Here is a 19,694-nt window from a genome sequence, read left to right as displayed (position 1 = left end):
GGGGGCCGATCGCGGTGCGCGATCGGCCCCCTTCTCCGCGTCGTCAGACCGCGGCGGGCAGCGTCGCGGCCTCGGTGATCTCGCCGTCGACGCTGCGGGACGCGCGCACCGGGTGTCCGTGGGTGGTGAGGCACTTGCCGGTCGCGAGGTCCCACTTCCAGTCGTGCAGCGAGCAGGTGAGGACGCCGTCCTCGATCTTGCCGGTCTTCGACAGGTCGGCGCGCAGGTGCGGGCAGCGGCGCTGCACGGTCCAGTCGGCCAGCTCGATGTCCTCGGACACGTCGGCCTGCTCGGCGTACCAGTTCTCCACGTACTCGATGCGGTCGCGGGACAGGCACTTCAGGAAGGTGTAGATGAACTCGTTGAACTTCCCGACGCGTCCGGCCTGGAACTGCATCGACAGGAAGATGGAGTTCGACCAGTCGATCTCGCGCTCGGCGAGGTTCGTGGAGACGAGATCGGCGGGGATCGTGAACCAGTACCCGGTCTCCTCCCCCGCGTATTCGCGGAGCTTCGCCTTCGGGAAGTCCACGACCATGTCGAGGTCGCCGATCGTGAAGCGCACGGGGCCGCCGACGCCGGTGCGGATCGTGCGTGCGCGGCGCAGCAGCGGCTCCCACCACTCCTGGAGCGCGGCGAGCATCTCGGCGGGCGGCAGGATGGGCGAGCGCGAGGCGACCTCGTCGGCGATCTCCTGCTGACGCGAGGCGCGCTGCTCCTCCAGATAGGCCCACTTGTCGGTGAAGATGCGCTCGATCTCGGCATCCGTGTACAGGCTCTGCTCGACGCTCACCTCGCCCCCCTCGAGGGTGACGACGGTGCCCGGGAGGAAGTAGTGACCGTCGTACTGCGGCGCCTCCTCCTTCATCCGCGCCAGGAACTGCGCCTGGTCGGTGAAGATCGAGTCGTCCTCCTGGCCGAGGCCGTTGTAGCGGAACAGTTCATCGCGGAGGAACATCGGGGGCCCCGCCATCGGGAAGACGTGCGGCGCGTCGACCTTCTCGATGTAGAACATGGCGCGCTTGTGCTGGGCCTCACGCTTGAGGTGGGCGAAGTTGCGCTTCGCCTCCTGCGGCAGGTCGTAGACCATCGGCCACCAGATCGCGCCGGAGAACTGGGTGAAGTACGCCTCCGGCTTGCCGAACGACAGCAGCTTCTCCAGGTCCAGCGGGTGCGAGTCGTTCTGGTTGAGGATCGACGCCGTGCCGTCGTCGACGGAGAGGCTGGAGTCGCCGATGGGGCCGTCGCTGGGTGCGCGCAGCGGCGTGATCATGATCTTCAGCGAGCCGCGCTCGATGACCTCGCCGGCGCGCGTGTAGGTGATGTTGTCGTACCCGAGCGCGCGGAGATCCTGCTCGAGGTCGTCCGTCGGGTAGTCCGGCAGCAGCACCTCGATGTCCTTCGACACGTACTGCTGCAGCGCCCGGGGATCGAAGTGGTCGCGATGGCGGTGCGAGATGTACAGGAAGTCCGCCGCCCCGAAGCGCTCCCAGTCGAGCGCCCGGTTGTCCGGGAACACGAACCACGAGCCGTAGAACGACGAGCCGACCACGGGGTCGCACAGGATGCTGCCGCCCGTGGTCTCGATGAACATTCCTGCGTGGCCGAGACCGGTGATGCGCATGCTGAATCCTCCTGCCGAGAGTTTACGGGAGGTGGTCCGCGCGTCCGGGCAGCGGTGCCGTGCAAAACGAGGCGGGTCGGGTCAGTCCTCGAACAGGCCGCGGATGTCGTCGGCGGTGAGCGCGCGGGAGAGCAGCTCGTCCTCGTCCAGGACGGCGTGGAACAGCCGGGCCTTCCGCTCCTGCAGCGCGAGCACCTTCTCCTCGATCGTCCCGTCCGCGATGAGCCGGTACACGTTGACCGGCCGATCCTGGCCGATCCGGTGGGTGCGGTCGATCGCCTGCGCCTCGGCGGCGGGGTTCCACCACGGGTCGAGCAGGAAGACGTAGTCCGCCTCGGTGAGGGTGAGTCCGAAGCCGCCCGCCTTCAGGCTGATGAGGAACACCGGCGCGTCGCCGCCGCGGAACTCCTCGACGGTCCCGGCGCGGTCGCGCGTGGACCCGTCCAGGGAGACGTGGCGGATGCCGTGCGCGTCCAGTGCCGCCGCGACGAGGGTCAGGTACGACGTGAACTGGCTGAAGACGAGAGCCCGGTGACCCTCCGCGACGACCTCGTCGAGGCGCTCCAGCAGGGCATCGAGCTTGCTCGAGCGGATGTTCCCGGCATCCACGAGCGACGGCGCGAGCGCGAGCATGCGCAGCAGCGTCAGGGAGCGGAACACGATGAACCGGTTGCGGTCGAGGTCGTCCAGGAGCCCGAGCACCTTCTGCCGCTCCCGCTGCAGGACGGTGTCGTAGACGGTCCGGTGCGCGCTGCTGAGCTCGATGCGCAGCTCCTGCTCCTGCCGGGGCGGGAGCTCGGCGGCGACGAGCTCCTTCGTGCGGCGCAGGACGAAGGGACGGATGCGGTGGCGCAGGCGCTCGATGCGCCGCGCGCGGTAGGGGCCGCCCTCGACGTTCTCCGGCACCTTGCCCTTCTCGATCGGCTTCACATACTCCTCGCGGAACCGGCGGGCGGAGGCGAACAGGCCCGGGGAGGTCAGGGAGAGGAGGGTCCAGATTTCCTCGAGCGAGTTCTCCAACGGGGTGCCGGTGACGGCGAGCGTGACGTCCGCGCGGAGCGCCGCGGCCGCGCGGTAGGCGCGCGTGCGGCGGTTCTTCACGAACTGGGCTTCGTCCAGCACGACGAGAGCCCACTCGGCAGCGGTGAACTCCCCCTCATCCAGGCGCAGCAGCGTGTACGAGGTCACGACGATGTCGGCGCCCGCCGCCGCGTCGGCCAGCGGCATCCCGCTCGTGGCGCGCGTGGCATCGACGACCCGGACGCGCAGGTCCGGCGTGAAGCGGGCGGCCTCCTCCCGCCAGACCGACAGCACCGAGGTCGGCGCGACCACGAGGAACGGGCGCCGCTCCCCCGTCTCCCGGGCGTGCGCGAGGAGCGCGAGCACCTGCAGCGTCTTGCCGAGGCCCATGTCGTCGGCGAGGATGCCGCCGAGCCGGTGCCGCCAGAGGAACGCGAGCCGGTCGAAGCCGTCCCGCTGGTAGGGGCGCAGCTCGGCGTGCAGCCGTGCGGGAAGCGGTGCGTGGTCGACCGGCTCGACGTTCCGCAGCGCGCTCGCCGCCTCCCGCCAGCTCACCGCGGGCTCGGACACGTCGGCGAGGTCCTCGAAGTCCGACCAGAGCGCGGCCTGGTAGCGGCTGATGCGCGGACCGGTCTCCCATTCGTCGAATTCGGCGGCCTCGTCGATGAGCTCGCGGAGCCGGTCCAGGGCCGGGTGGGCGAGCGAGAAGTACCGGCCGTCGCTGAGCAGGATCTTCTTCCGCCGCAGCGCCAGCGCCGTGAACAGCGGCGTGAACGGCACGCGTCGCCCGCCGATCTCGACGATGATGCCGAGGTCGAACCAGTCCGGGTCGGTGGACTCGACGGTGGAGACGGTGATCCGCGGGTCATCGGTGAGCTCCCGGTAGCGGCGGCGGGTCCCCGTCACGACGACGCGGACCCCGTCGAGCGACTCCAGCAGGGGCAGGGCGTGCGCGCCGAACTCGGCCGCGTCGACGCCGCGCAGCGTCGCGACCGGCGCGAAGGGCAGCGGGACGGCGTCGTCCCACGCGCGTTCGAGCGCCTGGGCGGTGGCGGCCTCGGCGTCGTCGGCGGGCGGCTCGTACGGGGCGCTGCCGGCGCCGGCGCGCTCCCAGCGCAGGGCGTAGTCGATCGTGTCGCCGGGCTGGAAGGCGACCGTCGCGACGAGGGTCGTGTGCCGCGGGGTCGGCAGGTCGAGCCCCGGCGCCGGCGTGACGTGGCGGGCGAGCGCGGGATACGCCTCGCGCACGAAGTCGTCGACCTCGTCCGCCGGGACGCGGACGGGCGCCGGCGCGAGGAGGATGGCGCGGGCCGTCTCGCTGAGCGGCACGGGAGCGAGCGTGACGCGGAGACGGGCGCCGTCCAGTGCGACGGCGTACACCCCGCTCCGGGCGACGGGACGCACGGCCGGGGCGTCGGCGGAAGCGCCGTCGATCTCCACCCGCGGGGCGAGGTGCAGGCCCGCGTCGTCGCGGCTCAGGACGACCTCGACGGCGGCGCCGGCCGCGAGGGTCACGTCGAGGTCCTTTCGGGTGGGGACGATCGGGATGCCGAGATCCGCGGCGGTGCGCAGGTGCGGCCACAGCAGCGTGGCCTCGATCGTGTCGAGGGTGAGCCATTCGGACGTGTCGGCGAAGCCGCCGAGGATCCGGTCGTCGCGGGCGAGGGCGTGCAGTTCGGTGAACCAGCGCACCTGCGCCCGGCTCCAGCGTCGTCCGCGGCCGGTGCGGCGCAGCGACTCCCAGGTCACGTCCCCCTTGATCCAGCCCGCGGCGCCGCGCATGAGCGGGCGGAGGCCCACGAGGAGGTCGAACGGATCGTGCGCGAAGCGGCGGGGGGTGACGGCCTGCACGCGGCGCGGCGCCCAGTGGGCCTCCCCGGAGGTCTCGCGCTGGCGCAGCTCGACGCCGAGGGCGAGCGGCTCGAACTCCGCCGGTGGAGCGGAGAGGAGGGTGCGCCAGGACGGCGCCGCCTCACCCGGGGTGCGGCGAGCGGCATCCATGGCGGCGGCTTCGCGTGCCGATGTCAGTGGGAGCGAGCGATGCGCGCCAGGACGCCGTGCACGAACGAACTGGAGTCGTCGGTGGAGAACTCCTTGGCGAGTTCCACGGCTTCGTCGATCACGACGGCGGTGGGCACCTCGTCGTTGTAGACCAGCTCCCACACGCCCATGCGGAGGATCGCGCGGTCGACGGCCGGCATCCGCTCGAGCTTCCAGTCCCGGGCGTGCGTGACGATCTGCTCGTCGATGTCGTCACGGTTGTCGATGACGCCGTCGACGATCTCGCGCGCGTACAGCCACGACGCCTCGCGGGACGGTTCGCTGGCCGCGCGCTGCGCCTCGGCGGCGAGCGTCACGGCGAGGTCGTCACCGCGGACGTCGGACTGGTACAGGATGTCCAGGGCGCGCTTGCGCGCCTTGCTGCGGGCGCTCAACGCTCAGTTCACGCGACCGAGGTAGTCACCCGTGCGCGTGTCGACCTTGACCTTCGTGCCGGTCTCCAGGAACAGCGGCACCTGGATCTCGTAGCCCGTCTCGACGGTCGCGGGCTTCGTGCCCGCCGAGGAGCGGTCGCCCTGCAGGCCGGGCTCGGTGTACGTGATCTCGAGCACGACGGATGCCGGGAGTTCGACGTACAGGGGGTTGTCGTTGTTGAGCGCGATCTGGACCTGCTGGTTCTCCAGCAGGAAGTTCTTCGCGTCGCCCACGGTCGCCGCCGGGACGGTCAGCTGGTCGTAGTCGGCGACATCCATGAACACGAAGCTGTCGCCGTCGTTGTACAGGTACGTGTAGTCGCGGCGGTCGACGTTCTCGATCTCGATCTTCGTGCCCGCGTTGTACGTGCGGTCCACGGTCTTGCCCGAGACGACGTTCTTCAGCTTCGTGCGGACGAACGCGCCGCCCTTGCCGGGCTTGACATGCTGGAACTCCACGACGCTCCAGAGCTGTCCGTCGATCTTGAGGACGACGCCGTTCCTGATGTCTGCGGTGGATGCCATGAGTGTGAAGTTTCCGTTCGTGTGGGGTCCGGGGCCGCGGCGCTGAAGAGGTCGAAGCGCGGGCCGACAGTCGATTCTACGGGAAGACGGCTCAGAGGTCCGACTGGCCCGTGATCACGTCGAGGAGCAGGGCGGTGGCGCGAGCGTAGCCGGGGACTCCCTCGCCGATGACGTGGACGGCGGCGACGTCGGCCACGAACGAGTGGTGGCGGAACGCTTCGCGCTCGTAGACGTTGGAGATGTGCACCTCCGCGACCGGCAGCGCGACGCCGGAGAGCGCGTCGCGGAGGACGACGGAGGTGTGCGTGAGCCCGCCGGGGTTGATGACGATGCCGGCGCAGTCCGCGCGGGCGGCGTGGATCGCGTCGATCAGGACGCCCTCGTGGTTGCTCTGCACGGCGCGGACCTCGAAGCCGCGCGCGGTCGCGGTCTCGGTGACGAGCCGCTCGACGTCGGCGAGGGTCTCCCGCCCGTAGATCTCCGGCTCGCGGGTGCCGAGGAGGTTGAGGTTCGGCCCGTTGACGAGCAGGAGGCGGCGCGAGGTGGTCACGTCAGCACCCTAGCGGCCGTGGGCCGGCGGCCCGGTCTGCTCGGCCGTACGCCGCGGGAGGAGAGGGCGCCTCGGGAGGGCGGATTCCGCGGATATGACCTCCCGGCGCGTCATCTCCTCCGGAGGGGTACGGATGCCGGCGGTGCGGATGCCGGCGGCGCGGATGCCGCGCGCGGCGGCCGCGGACGCTAGCTGTACTGACCTCGACCGTTGTTGATTCGGTCGATGGGAGTTTTGCCTCCGATGCCGAGGTGGGCTCTGTCTAGGTTGTAGTAGTCGAGCCAGGCGGGCAAGGCTGTTGCGCGATCGGTGTTCGATGTCCAGGCTCGGGCGTATGCCCACTCGGTCGCGAGGGTGCGGTTCAGGCGCTCCACCTTCCCGTTGGTCCAGGGACAATGCGGTTTGATGAACTTCTGCTTGATGCCGCGCGCGTCGATCACGCCGCGGAACGCGGTGGAGTGGCGGTAGGCGAACGCGTTGTCGCTGATGACGCGTTCGACCTTGACGCCCAGGGTCGCGTAGAACCCGATGGCTCGCTCGAGGAAGCCTGCCGCCGTCGTGCCCTTCTCGTCATCGTGGATCTCCACGTAAGCGACCCGAGAGCGGTCATCGATCGCTGTATGGACGTAGTCCTAGCCGACTTTGAGATGCGATGTTCGATGGACGGCGACGGTTTGCCTGGGATCTGCTCTCCACCCGCCGCCGTCTGGGATACGGCCGAGTTTCTTCACATCGATGTGGATCAGGGAGCCCGGGTGGTCGTGCTCGTACCGGGCTGCGGTTGCTCGTGTCGCGCGAATCATCTTCCCCGTGATCGGGTCCATCTCGCGCAGCAACGGCATCCGTCGTCGCCGTAGCACTCGCCCCACTGTCGAGGCGTGCATGTCGAGCTTGTCGGCGATGAACACGGGTCCGCGGCGAGCGAAGTGCCGCATGATCTGCACTCGCGTCTCCACGCACGCCGTCGTGCGGCGCGGGTGCGAGCGAGCAACGCTGGACCGATCGACCAGCCCCGCCCGTCCGTGTTCCTGAAACCGCCGCCACCACCGCCACGCGGTCGTACGCGAGATCCCCATCTCTGCCGCGACATGCGCGACAGCGCGCCCCGACTCGATGCGCTGGACCATAATCAGCCTGCCGGCCGGAGTCAGCCGGGCATTAGCGTGAGACAAGAGAGACCTCCGTGGGTTCGAGCTGAAGAACTAGACAGCTCCAACTCGACCCCGGAGGCCTCTCCTACGTCAACAACGATCCGGGTCAGTACAGCTAGCCCGCGACCTCCTGGTACGCGGCGAAGAGCAGGGACTCATCCGGCGCCTGCAGCACGGTGGGCTTGGCGATGTCGTCGAGGACGATGAAGCGGAGCATCGAGCCGCGGGACTTCTTGTCGCGCTGCATCGTCGCCAGCAGCGACGGCCACGCGCCCGCGCGGTACGTCGTCGGCAGCCCGAGGAGTTCGAGGATGTCGCGGTGCCGCTGCGCGGCGGCATCCGGCAGGCGTCCCGCGAGGCGGGAGAGCTCGGCGGCGAAGACCATGCCGACCGAGATCGCGGCGCCGTGGCGCCAGCGGTACCGCTCGGAGTGCTCGATGGCGTGACCGAGGGTGTGGCCGTAGTTGAGGACTTCGCGGAGGCCCGCCTCGCGGAGGTCCTCCCCCACGACGCGCGCCTTCATGTCGATCGCGAGCTCGACGCAGCGCCGGAAGGCCGGGCTGTGCGGGTCGACGGCGGCTTTCGGGTCGGCCTCGATGAGGTCGAGGATCTCCGGGTACCAGATGAAACCGGCCTTGACGACCTCGGCGAACCCGGCGACCCGCTCGTTGTCGCTCAGCGAGTCGAGCATCTCCAGATCGCACACGACGGCGCGGGGCGGCCAGAAGGCGCCGACGAGGTTCTTCCCCTCCGCGGTGTTGATACCGGTCTTGCCGCCCACGGCGGCATCCACCATGCCGAGGACCGTGGTCGGCACCTGCACGAGCGTGACGCCGCGCAGCCAGGTGGCCGCGACGAACCCGGCGAGGTCGGTCACGGCCCCGCCGCCGAAGCCGATCACGACGTCGGTGCGGGTGAAGTCGGCCTGCCCCATGACCTGCCAGCAGAACGCGGCGACCTCGACCCGCTTGCCCTGCTCGGCATCCGGGATCTCGGCGAGGAGCACCTGCCGCTCCTCCCCCAGGAGCGCCCGGAGCTGCTCCGCCTGCGCGGACAGGGTCGGCGGGTGCACGATGAGCACGCGGCGCGCGGCGGCGGGCAGGACGTCGCCGATCATGGGCAGGATGCCGCGACCGATCGTGATGTCGTAGGGCTGGTCGCCTGCGACGGTGATGACGGTGGTCTCGCTCATGTGTTCTCCTGAACCCACTCGGTGATGGCGTCGACGATGTCCTGGAGGGGGCCGGTGGACGTGTCGAAGGTGACGTCGGCGAGCTGCTCGTACAGGCCGCGCCGCGTCTCGTACACCTCGCGCCAGCGGGCGACGGGGTCCTCGCCCTGCAGCAGGGGGCGCTTCGAGCCGCGGATGCGGGAGCCGACGGTGTGCGGCGACACGGTGAGCAGCACGACACGGTGGCCGGCGAGCTCGGCCTGCGTGTCGGGGTGCAGCACCGCCCCGCCGCCGAGTGCGACGATGCCGCCCTGGTCGAGGCCGGCGTGCACGGCATCCCGCTCGAGGGCGCGGAAGTGCTCCTCGCCGTGGTCGGCGAAGATCTTCTCGATGGGGCCGTGCGCGCGGGACACGGCGACGTCGCTGTCGTAGAACGTCACGCCGAGCCGCTTCGCGACGCGCTTGCCGATGCTGGTCTTGCCCGCGCCCATCGGACCGATGAGGACGACCGCGGGGTTCGTCATCCGAGCGTGTCGTCGCTGCCCGGTGCCGTGTGCAGGCTCTCCGGGATGGCGGCGAGGTAGCCGTCGAGGTTCCGGCGGGTCTCGGCGACGCTGTCGCCCCCGAACTTCTCCAGGACGACCTCGGCGAGCACGATCGCGACCATGGCCTCGGCGACGACGCCCGCGGCCGGGACGGCGCACACGTCGGAGCGCTGGTGGTGCGCCGTCGCCGCCTCGCCCGTCGTGACGTCGATCGTGCGGAGCGCGTGCGGGACCGTGGCGATGGGCTTCATGCCGGCGCGGACCCGCAGGACGGTGCCGGTGGACATGCCGCCCTCCGTGCCGCCGGCCTTGTCGGTGGCGCGCGTGATGCCGCCGTCCGTGGCGAAGAGCTCGTCGTGCGCCGCGGAGCCTCGGCGCCGCGTGGTCTCGAAGCCGTCGCCGACCTCGACGCCCTTGATCGCCTGGATGCTCATGAGCGCCTGCGCGAGCTTCGCGTCGAGGCGGCGGTCCCACTGCACGTGCGAGCCGAGCCCCGGCGGCAGGCCGTACGCGAGCACCTCGACGATGCCGCCGAGGGTGTCGCCGTCCTTGCGGGCGGCGTCGACCTCCTCGACCATGGCCGCGCTCGTGGCGGCGTCGAAGCAGCGCAGCGGATCGGCGTCGAGGGCCGCGACGTCGTCCGGCGCCGGGAGCGCCGTGCCCTCCGGTACGCGGACGGGGCCGATGGAGAGCGTGTGGCTGACGAGACGGATGCCGAGTTCGCCGAGGAAGCCGCGGGCGATCGCGCCGAGCGCGACGCGCGCGGCGGTCTCGCGGGCGCTGGCGCGCTCGAGGATGGGCCGGGCCTCGTCGAAGCCGTACTTCTGCATGCCGACGAGGTCGGCATGGCCGGGGCGGGGGCGCGTCAGGGCGGCGCCGCGGCCGCGGGACTTCTCCGTCAGCTCGACGGGCTCGGGGCTCATGACCTCGACCCACTTGGGCCATTCGGTGTTGCCGATGCGCAGCGCGATGGGGCTGCCGATGCTCGTGCCGTGCACGACGCCGGAGGAGATCGTGAGCTCGTCCTCCTCGAACTTCATCCGGGAGCCGCGGCCGTAGCCGAGCTTGCGGCGAGCGAGGTCGGCCTGGATGGCGGCGCGCGAGACGGGGACGCCCGCGGGCAGGCCCTCCATGACGGCGACGAGTTCGGGGCCGTGCGATTCGCCGGCCGTGAGCACGCGGAGCATTGTTCTATCCTCCCATGAGCGCGCGGCGCATGACGGCCACGACGGCGGCCTCGTCCGGCAGCGGCTCGGCGGGGTCGCCGGTGCGGAAGATCCGGATCTGCAGCACCGCCTGGTGCAGCAGCATCCCCGCCCCGCTGACGGCGCGGCCGCCGGCCCGGTCCCACGCGGCGGAGAGCGCGGTGGGCCAGTGGCCGTAGACGACGTCCAGCAGGAGGCCGCCGGCACCGGCGAGGGCGTCGGCGGCGAGGGGGTCGAGCCGGGCGCCGCCGGGGAGCGTCGCGATCGTGAGCGGCACCGGGGCGAAGGCGTCGGCGGTCAGCGGAACGGGCCGCACCGTCATCCCGAGCCGGTCCCCCAGGTCCTGCAGCGGTGCGATGGCGAGGGGGCGGCGCGCGGCCACCTCGACGTAGCGGGCGCCGAGTTCGGCGAGGGCGACGAGCGCGGAGGTCGCGGTGGCGCCGGCCCCGACGATGCGGACCTCCTCGAAGCCGGCGATGCCCTCCTCGGCGAGGGAGCGCACGATGCCCCCGACGTCGGTGTTGAACCCGCGGGGCGCGGAGTCCCTGAGAAGCAGCGTGTTGACGGCGCCGGTCAGCTCCGCGCGGTCGTCACGCGTCGCGGCGGCCGCGAACGCGGCGGTCTTCAGCGGCATCGTGAGCGACAGGCCGCGGAGCGTCGGCGCGGCCGCGGCGAGCTCGCCCGCGAAGCCGGCCTCCGTGACGCGGCGCCGGCCGTACGTCCAGTCCCAGCCGAGCTGCCGGTACGCCGCGGAATGCAGCGCCGGCGACAGGCTGTGCTCGATCGGGTCGCCCCAGACCTCCAGTGCGGCGTCCGGCACCGCTCAGCAGCCCGAGTCCGGGTTGGCCTCGCACCAGGCGGTCCACTTCTCGATGGCCTGCTGGTGCTGCGCGTAGGTCTCGGTGAACTCTGTCTCGCCGGTGTCGAGGTTCACGGTCACGAAGTACAGCCACGGGCCCTCGACGGGGTTCATGGCCGCATCGATCGCGAGCTGGCCGGGGTTGGCGATGGGGCCGACCGGGAGACCCGGGTGCACGTACGTGTTCCACGGGTTGTCGTCCTCGAGAGCCTCCTTGGAGGAGCTCACGGTGCCGTCGTGCATCTCGCCGTAGCCGTACTGGGCCGTGGAGTCCATCTGCAGCTTGCCGAAGGTCTCCTCGTTGCCGGCATCGAGGCGGTTCTGGATGACGCGCGAGACCTTGTAGAAGTCGTCCTCGAATCGTGCTTCCCGCTCGATGATCGATGCGATCGTGAGGATCTCGCCGCGCCGCTCCGCCGGGACGCCCACCGTGTCCAGGACGCTGACGGTCTTGTCGACGAGCGTCTGGATGACCTGCTGCGCCGTGACGCCCGGGTCGAAGGTGTAGGTCGCCGGGAAGAGCCAGCCCTCCAGGCTGCCGGCATCCACGCCGTAGACGGACGGGTCGGCGACGGCGGCCTGGAAGTCCTCGATCGGCAGGCCGATGCCGTCGGCGAGGAGCGGAAGCGTGGCCTCGACCGTGAGCCCCTCGCGCAGCTGCGCGGTGTTCTCCTGCTTGTTCGCCGGGTCCAGGAGGGCTTCGAGGGCGGCCGCGGAGGTCATCTTCTGCTGCAGCGTGAAGACGCCCGGCACGAACGTCGGGTTCTGGCCGGAGGAGATGAGGTAGTCGTAGAACGCGCCGGAGGTCTTCGTGACCCCGGCGTCGTACAGGCGCTCGGAGATCGTCGCGCCGGTGTCGCCGGAGACGATCGTGACGAGCGCCTCCCCCTCGGCCATGCCCGACTCGTAATCCTTCGGCTCGCTCCACCCGAACAGATCGCGGATGGGCTCTTCATAGGTGTTCCAGACCCACAGGCCGCCGGCGACGATGCCGCCGATGATCGCGAGCACGACGAGGAGGATCACCCAGCCCGCGATGCGGCCCTTGCGCCGGTCGCGCTCGTGGCGCTCTTCGACGAGGCGCTTGTCCGCGGGGTGCTCCTCGGCGAAGAGGGCGTCGATGGGTGTCGTGGATCGCGGCACGTCGGTCGTGGGGGCGGGTTCGTGCTCGTCGGCGGGCGTGCTCATCGCCGGCGGCGCGGTCTGCTCCTCGGGTGCCGGGGCGTCCGGAGCCGGGGCGTCCGAAGCCGGGGCGTCCGGAGCCGGGACATCGGTCACGGTGGGGGTCGTCCCGGTGGCGGCCAGACGCGCCGCGCGACGGCTGAGCGGCGCGGCGGCGGGAGCGGGCTGGTCGGATTCGGGATGCACGCCGCTACCCGCGCTCGGCGTCGGCAGCTTGCTGAAGAGGTCCGCGAACTGATCGTCGTTCGACGGGGTGTCGGGCATCAGACGATCTCCTGCGGATCGGGCAGAGGCGTGCCGGCCGGGTTGCCGGTGCTCTTCTCGACGTCGATCGCCTGCTGGAGCAGGACGACGGCGGCGACTTGGTCGACAATCCTACGAGACGACTTCTGTGTTCGCCCAGAGTTCCGCAGTGCCGCGTGCGCCGAGACGGTGCTGAGTCGTTCGTCGACGAGCCGGATGGGCAGGCCGGATGCCGCCGCCACGGCGACCGCGAAGGTGCGCGCATCGGCGGTGGACGACGTCTCGTTGCCGCTGAGGCTGATGGGCAGGCCCACGAGGATCTCGAACGCCTCGTGCTCCGCGGCGAGCTCCGCGACGCGCGCCGCGGCGGCGTCGGTGCGCGGCACCGTCTCGACCGGGACGGCGAGGAGGCCGTCGCGGTCGCAGCGGGCCACGCCGACGCGGGCCGTCCCGACGTCGACGCCGAGCCGGACTCCGCGCCGGAACCCGCTCACGCGGTCGCCGACTCCAGCGCCGTGACGATCGCCGCGAGGGCCGCAGGCAGCGCCGATGCGTCGGTGCCGCCGCCCTGCGCGAGGTCGTCGCGCCCGCCCCCGCCTCCGCCGAGCGTCGCGGACGCCGCCTTCGCGAGGGCACCCGCCTTGGCCCCGGCGGTGCGAGCCGCGTCGTTGGTCGCGACGATCACGACGGGGCGTCCGCCGACATCCGCGCCGAGCGCGACGACGGCCGCGTCCGAGCCGAGCCGCTCCCGCAGCTGCAGCGCGAGTCCGCGCACGTCGTCCGCGGACGCCACGGCGCCCAGGGACTGCGCGACGACGCGGTGCGCGCCCGCGCGCTGCGCCGTCTCCAGCAGGGCGGGCAGCCGTTCGCCGAGGGCCTTCGCCTCGAACTGCGCGATCTTCTTCTCCGCCGCCTTGAGGTTCGCGGTCAGCTCCGCGATGCGCGCGGGGATCTGGTCGCGCGGCGTCTTCAGCGCAGAGGTAAGCTGCGACACGATGGCACGCTCGGCCGCGAGCTCGCGGAACGCGTCGAGCCCGACGAGGGCTTCGACGCGGCGGTTGGAGGCGCCGACCGACGACTCCCCCACGAGGTTGATGAGACCGACCTCGGCGCTCGTGGACACGTGCGTGCCGGCGCACAGCTCGCGCGACCAGGGGCCGCCGATGTCGACCATGCGCACGGTCTGGCCGTACTTCTCGCCGAACAGCGCCATCGCGCCGAGCTCCTTGGCCTCCGCGAGCGGGAGGACACGCGTCGTGACCTCGAGGTTGTCGCGGACGGCGTTGTTGGCGATCTCCTCGATCTCCGTCCGGGTCGCCTCGGAGAGCGCCTGACCCCACGTGAAGTCGAAGCGCATGTAGCCGGCGCGGTTGAGCGACCCCGCCTGCGTCGCGGTCTTGCCGAGGGTGTCGCGCAGCGCCGCGTGCACGAGGTGGGTCGCGGAGTGCGCCTGACGGGCGGCGCGGCGGTTCACGGCATCCACGACGGTCGTCGCCGGCTGGCCGACGCCGACCTCGCCCGTCGTGACCTCGACGGTGTGGCTCACGAGGCCCGGCACCGGCTTCTGCACGTCGATGACGTCGAGCTCGTACCCGGGGCCGACGATGACGCCCTTGTCGGCGACCTGGCCGCCGGACTCGGCGTACAGCGCGGTCTCCGCGAGGATGACCTCGGCGATCTGCCCCTGCGTCGCGCGGTCGACCGGCTGGCCGTCGACGAGCAGACCGAGCACGGTGGACTCGGTCTCCAGATCGCTGTAGCCGGTGAAGACGGTCTCGCCCTGGGCGCGGAGGCTGCTGTAGACGCTGAGGTCGGCGAGGGCGCGGCGGCGCGACTTGGCATCCGCCTTCGCCCGCGTGCGCTGCTCGAGCATGAGCGCGTCGAACGCCGCACGGTCGACGGAGAGGCCGGCCTCCTCGGCGACCTCGAGGGTGAGGTCGATGGGGAAGCCGTAGGTGTCGTGCAGGAGGAACGCCTCGGAGCCCGCCAGCGACGCGCCGCCGGAGCGCTTGGTGTCCTCGACGGCGAGGTCGAGGATCGTCGAGCCGGCCGCGAGGGTCCGCAGGAACGTCTCCTCCTCGGCGACGGCGTACTGCGAGATGCGCTGCCAGTCCGTCTCGACCTCCGGGTAGGCCGCCTTCATCGCGTCGCGCGAGGCGGCGAACAGCTCCGGGAAGGTGGGGCCGTCGACCCCGAGCAGGCGCATGGCGCGCACCGAGCGGCGCATGAGGCGGCGGAGGATGTAGCCGCGGCCCTCGTTGGACGGTGTGACGCCGTCGGACAGGAGCATGAGCGACGAGCGGATGTGGTCCGCGATGACGCGGAAGCGCACGTCGTCGCCGTGGTCGGCGCCGTAGCGGCGGCCGGACAGCTCGACGGCGCGGTCGAGCACGGGACGGACCTGGTCGGTCTCGTACATGTTGTCCACGCCCTGCGTGATGAACGCGACGCGCTCCAGGCCCATGCCGGTGTCGATGTTCTTGTTGGGGAGCTCCCCCACGATGTCGAAGTCGACCTTGGAGCGGACGTTCGCGATCGCGTCCTGCATGAAGACGAGGTTCCAGATCTCGGTGAACCGGTTGTCGTCCACGGCGGGGCCGCCGTCCTGCCCGTAGGCGGGACCCCGGTCGAAGTAGATCTCCGAGCAGGGGCCGGCGGGGCCGGGCTGGCCGGTGGACCAGTAGTTGTCCTCACGGCCGAGGCGCTGGATGCGGTGCTCGGGCAGCCCCGCGACCTTCTGCCACAGCGCGGCGGCCTCGTCGTCATCCTGGTACACGGTGACCCACAGGTCGCGCTCGGCGAAGCCGAGACCGCCGTCGGCGCGCGAGGAGGTCAGCAGCTCCCAGGCGTAGCCGATCGCCTGCTCCTTGAAGTAGTCGCCGAACGACCAGTTGCCGAGCATCTGGAAGAACGTGCCGTGACGGGCGGTCTTGCCGACCTCCTCGATGTCGTTCGTGCGGATGCACTTCTGGTTGTCCGCGGCGCGGGGGTATGGCGGCGGGACGGTCCCGTTGAGGTAGGGGATGAACGGGACCATGCCCGCGATCGTGAAGAGGACGGACGGGTCGGGGCTCACGAGGGATGCCGACGGCACGATGACGTGGTCGTTCTTCTCGAAGTACGACAGGTAGCGCTGGGCGATCTCAGCGGTCTTCATGGAATGGGTCCCTCGGGCGAGCATGCGGATGCGACGCACCGGTACGGTGCGCCGCGGTGACGCGGGTCAGTCGGTGAGCTTGGCGGCGGCGTCCTTGGACGCCTCGACGGCCTCGGCCGCAGCATCCGCGAGGTCGTCGGCGGTCGCGGACGCGGCGTTCTGGGCGGCGTCGACGACGTGCGAGGCAGCGCCCTTCGCGTCGGCGACGAGACCTTCGATCTTGGCCTCCTGCGCGCGGTAGGCGTCGCCGATGCGGTCCGTGAACTCGGAGATGCGGGCGTCGACCTCGGCGAGGACCTCGTGACCACGCGGGTCCTTGTTGACCAGGTGGGCGGCGACGAAGCCGCCGGCGATGCCCAGCAGGAACCACAGCGCGTTCTTCATGCGTCCATGTTAGGCGCAAACGACGAAGGGCGCCGGGTGACCCCGACGCCCTTCGATGCTCGCTGATGGATCAGCGCGCGGCGTAGTTGTGCTGTCGGCCGCTGCGCGGCTGTACTACGCCCCGCTCAGCGCGCGGCGTAGTACTCGACGACGAGCTGCACGTCACACGTGACGGGCACCTCGGCGCGCTTGGGGCGACGCACGAGGCGCGCCTGCAGCTTGTCGAGCTCGACCTCGAGGTAGGCCGGAACCGGGGGCAGGACGTCGGCGTGACCGCCGGCGGCTGCGACCTGGAAGGGCTCGAGCGACTCGCTCTTCTCCTTGACGTGGACGAGCTGGCCCGGCTTCACGCGGAAGGACGGGCGGTCGACGAGCTGGCCGTCGACGAGGATGTGCCGGTGCACGACGAGCTGGCGGGCCTGCGCCGTGGTGCGGGCGAAGCCGGAGCGGACGACGAGGGCGTCGAGACGCATCTCGAGCAGCTCGACCAGGTTCTCACCGGTCAGGCCGTCCTTGCGGCGGGCCTCGTTGAACGTGTTGCGCATCTGCTTCTCGCGGATGCCGTACTGCTCGCGAAGACGCTGCTTCTCGCGCAGACGGACGGCGTAGTCGCTGTCCTGCTTGCGCTTGGTGCGACCGTGCTCGCCGGGAGCGTAGGGGCGCTTCTCGAGGTACTTGGCTGCCTTGGGGGTCAGCGCGACGCCGAGGGCGCGCGACAGACGCACCTTGCGGCGGTCCTGGGACTTCGTTGCCACGAAGTATTCCTTCCGTAGACGTGGCCGCGTCTTTCGCGACTCACGGACGTATCGCCTCTCCTCGCCCGGTTCGGACAGCACGCCGGGGCATGCCGAATGGTTGTTCCAGAGGAGAGGGGATGCCCGAAAACTCCGTTTCGAGCCGCTCAAGTCTAACAGACCGGGCCTGGGCGCCCCACGGCGCGTCCGGGCACGCCTGCGGCGGGGTCGGGCGGTGAAATCGGGGTCGCTTCGCGCCGCCTCCCCCGCCGAGAGGCGACAGCATCCGCCCCCATTCTCCGCGGGCTCCGCGAAGGGTGTCAGCCCGTGCCGCCTCAGCCCGCGCGACGCGGCACGAACCGACCCCGATCCGCGGCGCCTCAGATCATCCTCCTGGCGCGGGCCCTCGTGCGCGGCGCCTGTCACAGAAGCCGCGGCCACGCGCGGGCACAGGCGCAGGAGGTGTGACACGCCGCGCGCGGGTGTCGCGCGAGGTGCGGGTCGGCCAGCCGGCAGCCCACAGGTGGTGTGACACGGGCCGCCGGGCGGATTGCCCTGCTCTGGTGGGCGTGCGCGGCGGCTGGAATCATGAGCGCCATGCGGCGCAATCCCTACTACGTCACCCTTCTCACGGTCGGCGGCCTCGCGCTGCTCCTGGCCCTGATGCTGGTGCTCATCGTCGCCGCGAAGACCGACTACGCGTCATACGACCGCGAAGCCGTCGGCGAGCTCCGCGCGTGGACCTATCTGATGGTCGGGATCGCGGCGGCGTCGTTCATCGGCACCCTCGTGCTGGCGGGGATGCGGTGGACCCCGCGCGACGGCATGCCGGCGGCGGGAGCCGATGCGCTCGAGCGGATGCCGGTCGACTGACTGACTGACTGACTGACTGACTGACTGACTGACTCGGCGCGGCTAGGCCGTCCACGGAGCCAGGAGCGTGCGGACGCTGCTCCGCAGTCCGGCGAGCGGCGCGGGCACGTCGCCCGCCCGGGCGAAGGCGTGCAGGCCGCGCAGCGCCGCGCCGGCGTCGCTGAGCTCGCCGGAGACGAGGTGCTCCAGCAGCGCGGCCGCGGGGATCTCGCGGACGCGCCCGGTCTCCCCCGTCTCCCACTGCGGATCGCCGACGCGGACGCAGTCCGCCGCGATGAGGATGTTCTTGCGACGCCGGGAGTTGGCGGCCGCCCACTCCGCCCCCGCGTGGAAGACGGCGCCCGGGCGGTAGCCGGTCTCCTCCCGCAGCTCCCGGATGCCGGCTTCCACGGCATCCTCGCCGGGATCGATGAGGCCGCCGGGCAGCTCCGCGATGACCCGCTCGGGCCCGACCCGGTACTGGTCGAACAGCACGACGCGGTCGTCCGGCGTGAAAGCGACGACCGAGACGGTGTCGCCGATCTCGATGACGTCCCAGCCGCTCTCGCTGCCGTCCGGGAGGCGGTACTGGTCGCGGCGCACGCGCACATAGCCGGCGTACATCGGTTCTGTGCCGAGCTTGATCCAGCGCGGGACGGGCTCGTCTGCCGTCACCGGTCGTCCCCGAGGATCTTGCGGATCTTCTCCAGCCGCGCCGAGATGTCGCGCTCGACGCCGCGGCCGGTCGGCTCGTAGTAGCGCCGGCCCTGCAGCTCGTCGGGCAGGTACTGCTGGGTCGCGACGCCGACGTCGAGGTCGTGCGGGTAGATGTAGCCCTTGCCGTGCCCGAGCCGCTTCGCGCCCGGGTAGTGCGCGTCGCGGAGGTGCGTCGGGACGCGGCCGAACCCGCCCGCGCGCACATCGGCGATCGCGGCGTTGATGGCGTTGTAGGCGGCGTTGGATTTCGCCGTCGTCGCGAGGTAGGCCGTGGCCTCGGCGAGCGGGATGCGGCCCTCCGGCATCCCGATGAACGCGACGGCGTCGGCGGCGGCGACTGCGATCTGCAGCGCGTGGGGGTCCGCGAGGCCGATGTCCTCGGCGGCCGAGATGACGAGCCGGCGCGCGATGAAGCGGGGGTCCTCCCCCGCCTCGATCATGCGGGCGAGGTAGTGCATCGCGGCATCCACGTCGGAACCGCGGATCGACTTGATGAACGCGCTGATGACGTCGTAGTGCTCGTCGCCCTGCCGGTCGTAGCGCAGGAGCGCGCGGTCCACGGCCTGCGCGACGTGCTCCGCCGTGATCACGGCGGAGTCGCCGTCCGGCATGGATGCCGCCGCTTCGAGCGCCGTGAGCGCCCGCCGCGCGTCTCCGGATGCCAGCTGGATGAGTGCCGCCCGCGCCTCCGGGGCGAGTTCGACGGCTCCGGCCAGACCGCGGGCGTCGGTCACCGCCCGGTCGATGAGGATGCCGAGGTCGGCGTCGGTGAGCGGTTGCAGGGTCAGGAGCAGGGAGCGGGACAGCAGCGGGGAGATGACCGAGAAGGACGGGTTCTCGGTGGTGGCGGCGATGAGGATGACCCAGCCGTTCTCGACGCCGGGCAGCAGCGCGTCCTGCTGCGCCTTCGTGAAGCGGTGGATCTCGTCGAGGAAGAGGATGGTGGACTGGCCGTACAGGTCGCGCTGGGTCATCGCCTCCTGCATCACCTCGCGGACGTCCTTCACGCCGGCCGTGACGGCGGACAGTTCGACGAAGCGCCGCCCCGAGGTGCGTGCGATCGCCTGCGCGAGGGTCGTCTTCCCGGTCCCGGGCGGACCCCAGAGGATGACGGACACGGCGCGCGACGCCGTGGCGTCGGGGTTGGCGAGGGCGACGAGCGGGGATCCGGGACGCAGGAGGTGCGACTGGCCCGCCACCTCGTCGAGCGAGACCGGCCGCATCCGCACCGCGAGAGGCGTCTGCCCCTGGAAGAGCGCGGTGGGAGTGGTCACCCGTCAAGGCTAGTCGCGCCCGCCGAC

Annotated in this window: 17 protein-coding genes and 1 pseudogene; 1 reads left to right on the top strand and 17 read right to left on the bottom strand. The window is 71.3% G+C overall.

Annotation, left to right across the window (positions count from 1 at the left end):
- Positions 1–43 precede the first annotated feature (43 nt).
- The 15 genes and pseudogenes from MSA03_RS06545 to rpsD form a co-directional block, all read right to left on the bottom strand.
- Complete coding sequence (locus tag MSA03_RS06545) at positions 44–1,624, bottom strand: Rieske 2Fe-2S domain-containing protein (protein WP_147050079.1); 1,581 nt, start codon at positions 1,622–1,624, stop codon at positions 44–46.
- Positions 1,625–1,705: 81 nt separating this feature from the next.
- Positions 1,706–4,645 carry a DEAD/DEAH box helicase gene (locus MSA03_RS06540; RefSeq protein WP_147050078.1) on the bottom strand — a complete coding sequence of 980 codons (2,940 nt, stop codon included), beginning with the start codon at positions 4,643–4,645 and terminating at the stop codon, positions 1,706–1,708.
- Between the two features lie 23 nt (positions 4,646–4,668).
- Entirely contained in the window at positions 4,669–5,079 is a 411-nt protein-coding gene (nusB, locus tag MSA03_RS06535; protein WP_147050077.1) for a transcription antitermination factor NusB, read from the bottom strand.
- 3 nt (positions 5,080–5,082) lie between these two features.
- Positions 5,083–5,643 (bottom strand): elongation factor P, encoded by a 561-nt coding sequence (efp, locus tag MSA03_RS06530; RefSeq protein ID WP_028495714.1) that lies wholly within the window; start codon positions 5,641–5,643, stop codon positions 5,083–5,085.
- 91 nt (positions 5,644–5,734) lie between these two features.
- Positions 5,735–6,193 carry a type II 3-dehydroquinate dehydratase gene (locus MSA03_RS06525; RefSeq protein WP_147050076.1) on the bottom strand — a complete coding sequence of 153 codons (459 nt, stop codon included), beginning with the start codon at positions 6,191–6,193 and terminating at the stop codon, positions 5,735–5,737.
- A 188-nt stretch (positions 6,194–6,381) separates the two neighbouring features.
- Positions 6,382–7,365, bottom strand: a pseudogene (locus tag MSA03_RS06520) (IS481 family transposase).
- 94 nt (positions 7,366–7,459) lie between these two features.
- Complete coding sequence (aroB, locus tag MSA03_RS06515; protein WP_147050075.1) at positions 7,460–8,536, bottom strand: 3-dehydroquinate synthase; 1,077 nt, start codon at positions 8,534–8,536, stop codon at positions 7,460–7,462.
- On the bottom strand, positions 8,533–9,039 hold the full coding sequence (locus MSA03_RS06510; protein WP_147050074.1) for a shikimate kinase: 507 nt from the start codon (positions 9,037–9,039) through the stop codon (positions 8,533–8,535). The genes aroB and MSA03_RS06510 overlap by 4 nt, the downstream gene beginning before the upstream one ends.
- Complete coding sequence (aroC, locus tag MSA03_RS06505; RefSeq protein ID WP_147050073.1) at positions 9,036–10,247, bottom strand: chorismate synthase; 1,212 nt, start codon at positions 10,245–10,247, stop codon at positions 9,036–9,038. Before aroC ends, MSA03_RS06510 begins: the two co-directional genes overlap by 4 nt.
- A 4-nt stretch (positions 10,248–10,251) precedes the next feature.
- Complete coding sequence (locus MSA03_RS06500) at positions 10,252–11,085, bottom strand: shikimate dehydrogenase family protein (RefSeq protein ID WP_147050072.1); 834 nt, start codon at positions 11,083–11,085, stop codon at positions 10,252–10,254.
- A gap of 3 nt (positions 11,086–11,088) precedes the next feature.
- Positions 11,089–12,570 carry an endolytic transglycosylase MltG gene (gene mltG, locus MSA03_RS06495; RefSeq protein WP_147050071.1) on the bottom strand — a complete coding sequence of 494 codons (1,482 nt, stop codon included), beginning with the start codon at positions 12,568–12,570 and terminating at the stop codon, positions 11,089–11,091.
- Complete coding sequence (gene ruvX / locus MSA03_RS06490) at positions 12,570–13,043, bottom strand: Holliday junction resolvase RuvX (protein ID WP_028495707.1); 474 nt, start codon at positions 13,041–13,043, stop codon at positions 12,570–12,572. The genes mltG and ruvX overlap by 1 nt, the downstream gene beginning before the upstream one ends.
- Entirely contained in the window at positions 13,040–15,706 is a 2,667-nt protein-coding gene (gene alaS, locus MSA03_RS06485) for an alanine--tRNA ligase (protein WP_147050070.1), read from the bottom strand. The genes ruvX and alaS overlap by 4 nt, the downstream gene beginning before the upstream one ends.
- 66 nt (positions 15,707–15,772) lie before the next feature.
- The gene (locus MSA03_RS06480; RefSeq protein WP_036272293.1) at positions 15,773–16,090 is read right to left on the bottom strand and encodes a hypothetical protein; all 318 of its coding nucleotides are present in this window, start codon (positions 16,088–16,090) and stop codon (positions 15,773–15,775) included.
- 125 nt (positions 16,091–16,215) lie between these two features.
- A complete protein-coding gene (rpsD, locus tag MSA03_RS06475; RefSeq protein ID WP_028495705.1) occupies positions 16,216–16,845 on the bottom strand; it encodes a 30S ribosomal protein S4 in 630 nt (209 codons plus the stop codon).
- Between the two features lie 576 nt (positions 16,846–17,421).
- Between rpsD and MSA03_RS06470 the strand changes: the two genes are divergently transcribed.
- Positions 17,422–17,697 (top strand): hypothetical protein, encoded by a 276-nt coding sequence (locus MSA03_RS06470; protein WP_147050069.1) that lies wholly within the window; start codon positions 17,422–17,424, stop codon positions 17,695–17,697.
- Between the two features lie 42 nt (positions 17,698–17,739).
- On the opposite strand, the gene MSA03_RS06465 is transcribed toward MSA03_RS06470, so the two are convergent.
- Together MSA03_RS06465 and MSA03_RS06460 are read right to left on the bottom strand one after the other, a co-directional pair.
- On the bottom strand, positions 17,740–18,351 hold the full coding sequence (locus MSA03_RS06465) for an NUDIX hydrolase (RefSeq protein WP_244946345.1): 612 nt from the start codon (positions 18,349–18,351) through the stop codon (positions 17,740–17,742).
- Positions 18,348–19,616, bottom strand: a complete 1,269-nt coding sequence (locus MSA03_RS06460; protein ID WP_147050121.1) for a replication-associated recombination protein A — start codon at positions 19,614–19,616, stop codon at positions 18,348–18,350. The genes MSA03_RS06465 and MSA03_RS06460 overlap by 4 nt, the downstream gene beginning before the upstream one ends.
- Positions 19,617–19,694: the final 78 nt, after the last annotated feature.

The organism is Microbacterium saccharophilum, from assembly GCF_007992455.1.
Classification (GTDB): domain Bacteria; phylum Actinomycetota; class Actinomycetes; order Actinomycetales; family Microbacteriaceae; genus Microbacterium; species Microbacterium saccharophilum.
The sequence above is the reverse complement of the archived record's forward strand: the minus strand, read 5'-3'. Positions and strand labels throughout refer to the sequence as shown.

Bases quoted from the DNA above. Each gene is read 5' to 3' on its own strand.
- aroB (WP_147050075.1), bottom strand. From the start codon at position 8,536: ATGAGCGAGACCACCGTCATCACCGTCGCAGGCGACCAGCCCTACGAC.
- MSA03_RS06540 (WP_147050078.1), bottom strand. From the start codon at position 4,645: ATGGATGCCGCTCGCCGCACCCCGGGTGAGGCGGCGCCGTCCTGGCGC.
- mltG (WP_147050071.1), bottom strand. From the start codon at position 12,570: ATGCCCGACACCCCGTCGAACGACGATCAGTTCGCGGACCTCTTCAGC.
- MSA03_RS06480 (WP_036272293.1), bottom strand. From the start codon at position 16,090: ATGAAGAACGCGCTGTGGTTCCTGCTGGGCATCGCCGGCGGCTTCGTC.
- aroC (WP_147050073.1), bottom strand. From the start codon at position 10,247: ATGCTCCGCGTGCTCACGGCCGGCGAATCGCACGGCCCCGAACTCGTC.
- alaS (WP_147050070.1), bottom strand. From the start codon at position 15,706: ATGAAGACCGCTGAGATCGCCCAGCGCTACCTGTCGTACTTCGAGAAG.
- efp (WP_028495714.1), bottom strand. From the start codon at position 5,643: ATGGCATCCACCGCAGACATCAGGAACGGCGTCGTCCTCAAGATCGAC.
- MSA03_RS06470 (WP_147050069.1), top strand. From the start codon at position 17,422: ATGCGGCGCAATCCCTACTACGTCACCCTTCTCACGGTCGGCGGCCTC.
- MSA03_RS06510 (WP_147050074.1), bottom strand. From the start codon at position 9,039: ATGACGAACCCCGCGGTCGTCCTCATCGGTCCGATGGGCGCGGGCAAG.
- MSA03_RS06460 (WP_147050121.1), bottom strand. From the start codon at position 19,616: ATGCGGCCGGTCTCGCTCGACGAGGTGGCGGGCCAGTCGCACCTCCTG.
- MSA03_RS06545 (WP_147050079.1), bottom strand. From the start codon at position 1,624: ATGCGCATCACCGGTCTCGGCCACGCAGGAATGTTCATCGAGACCACG.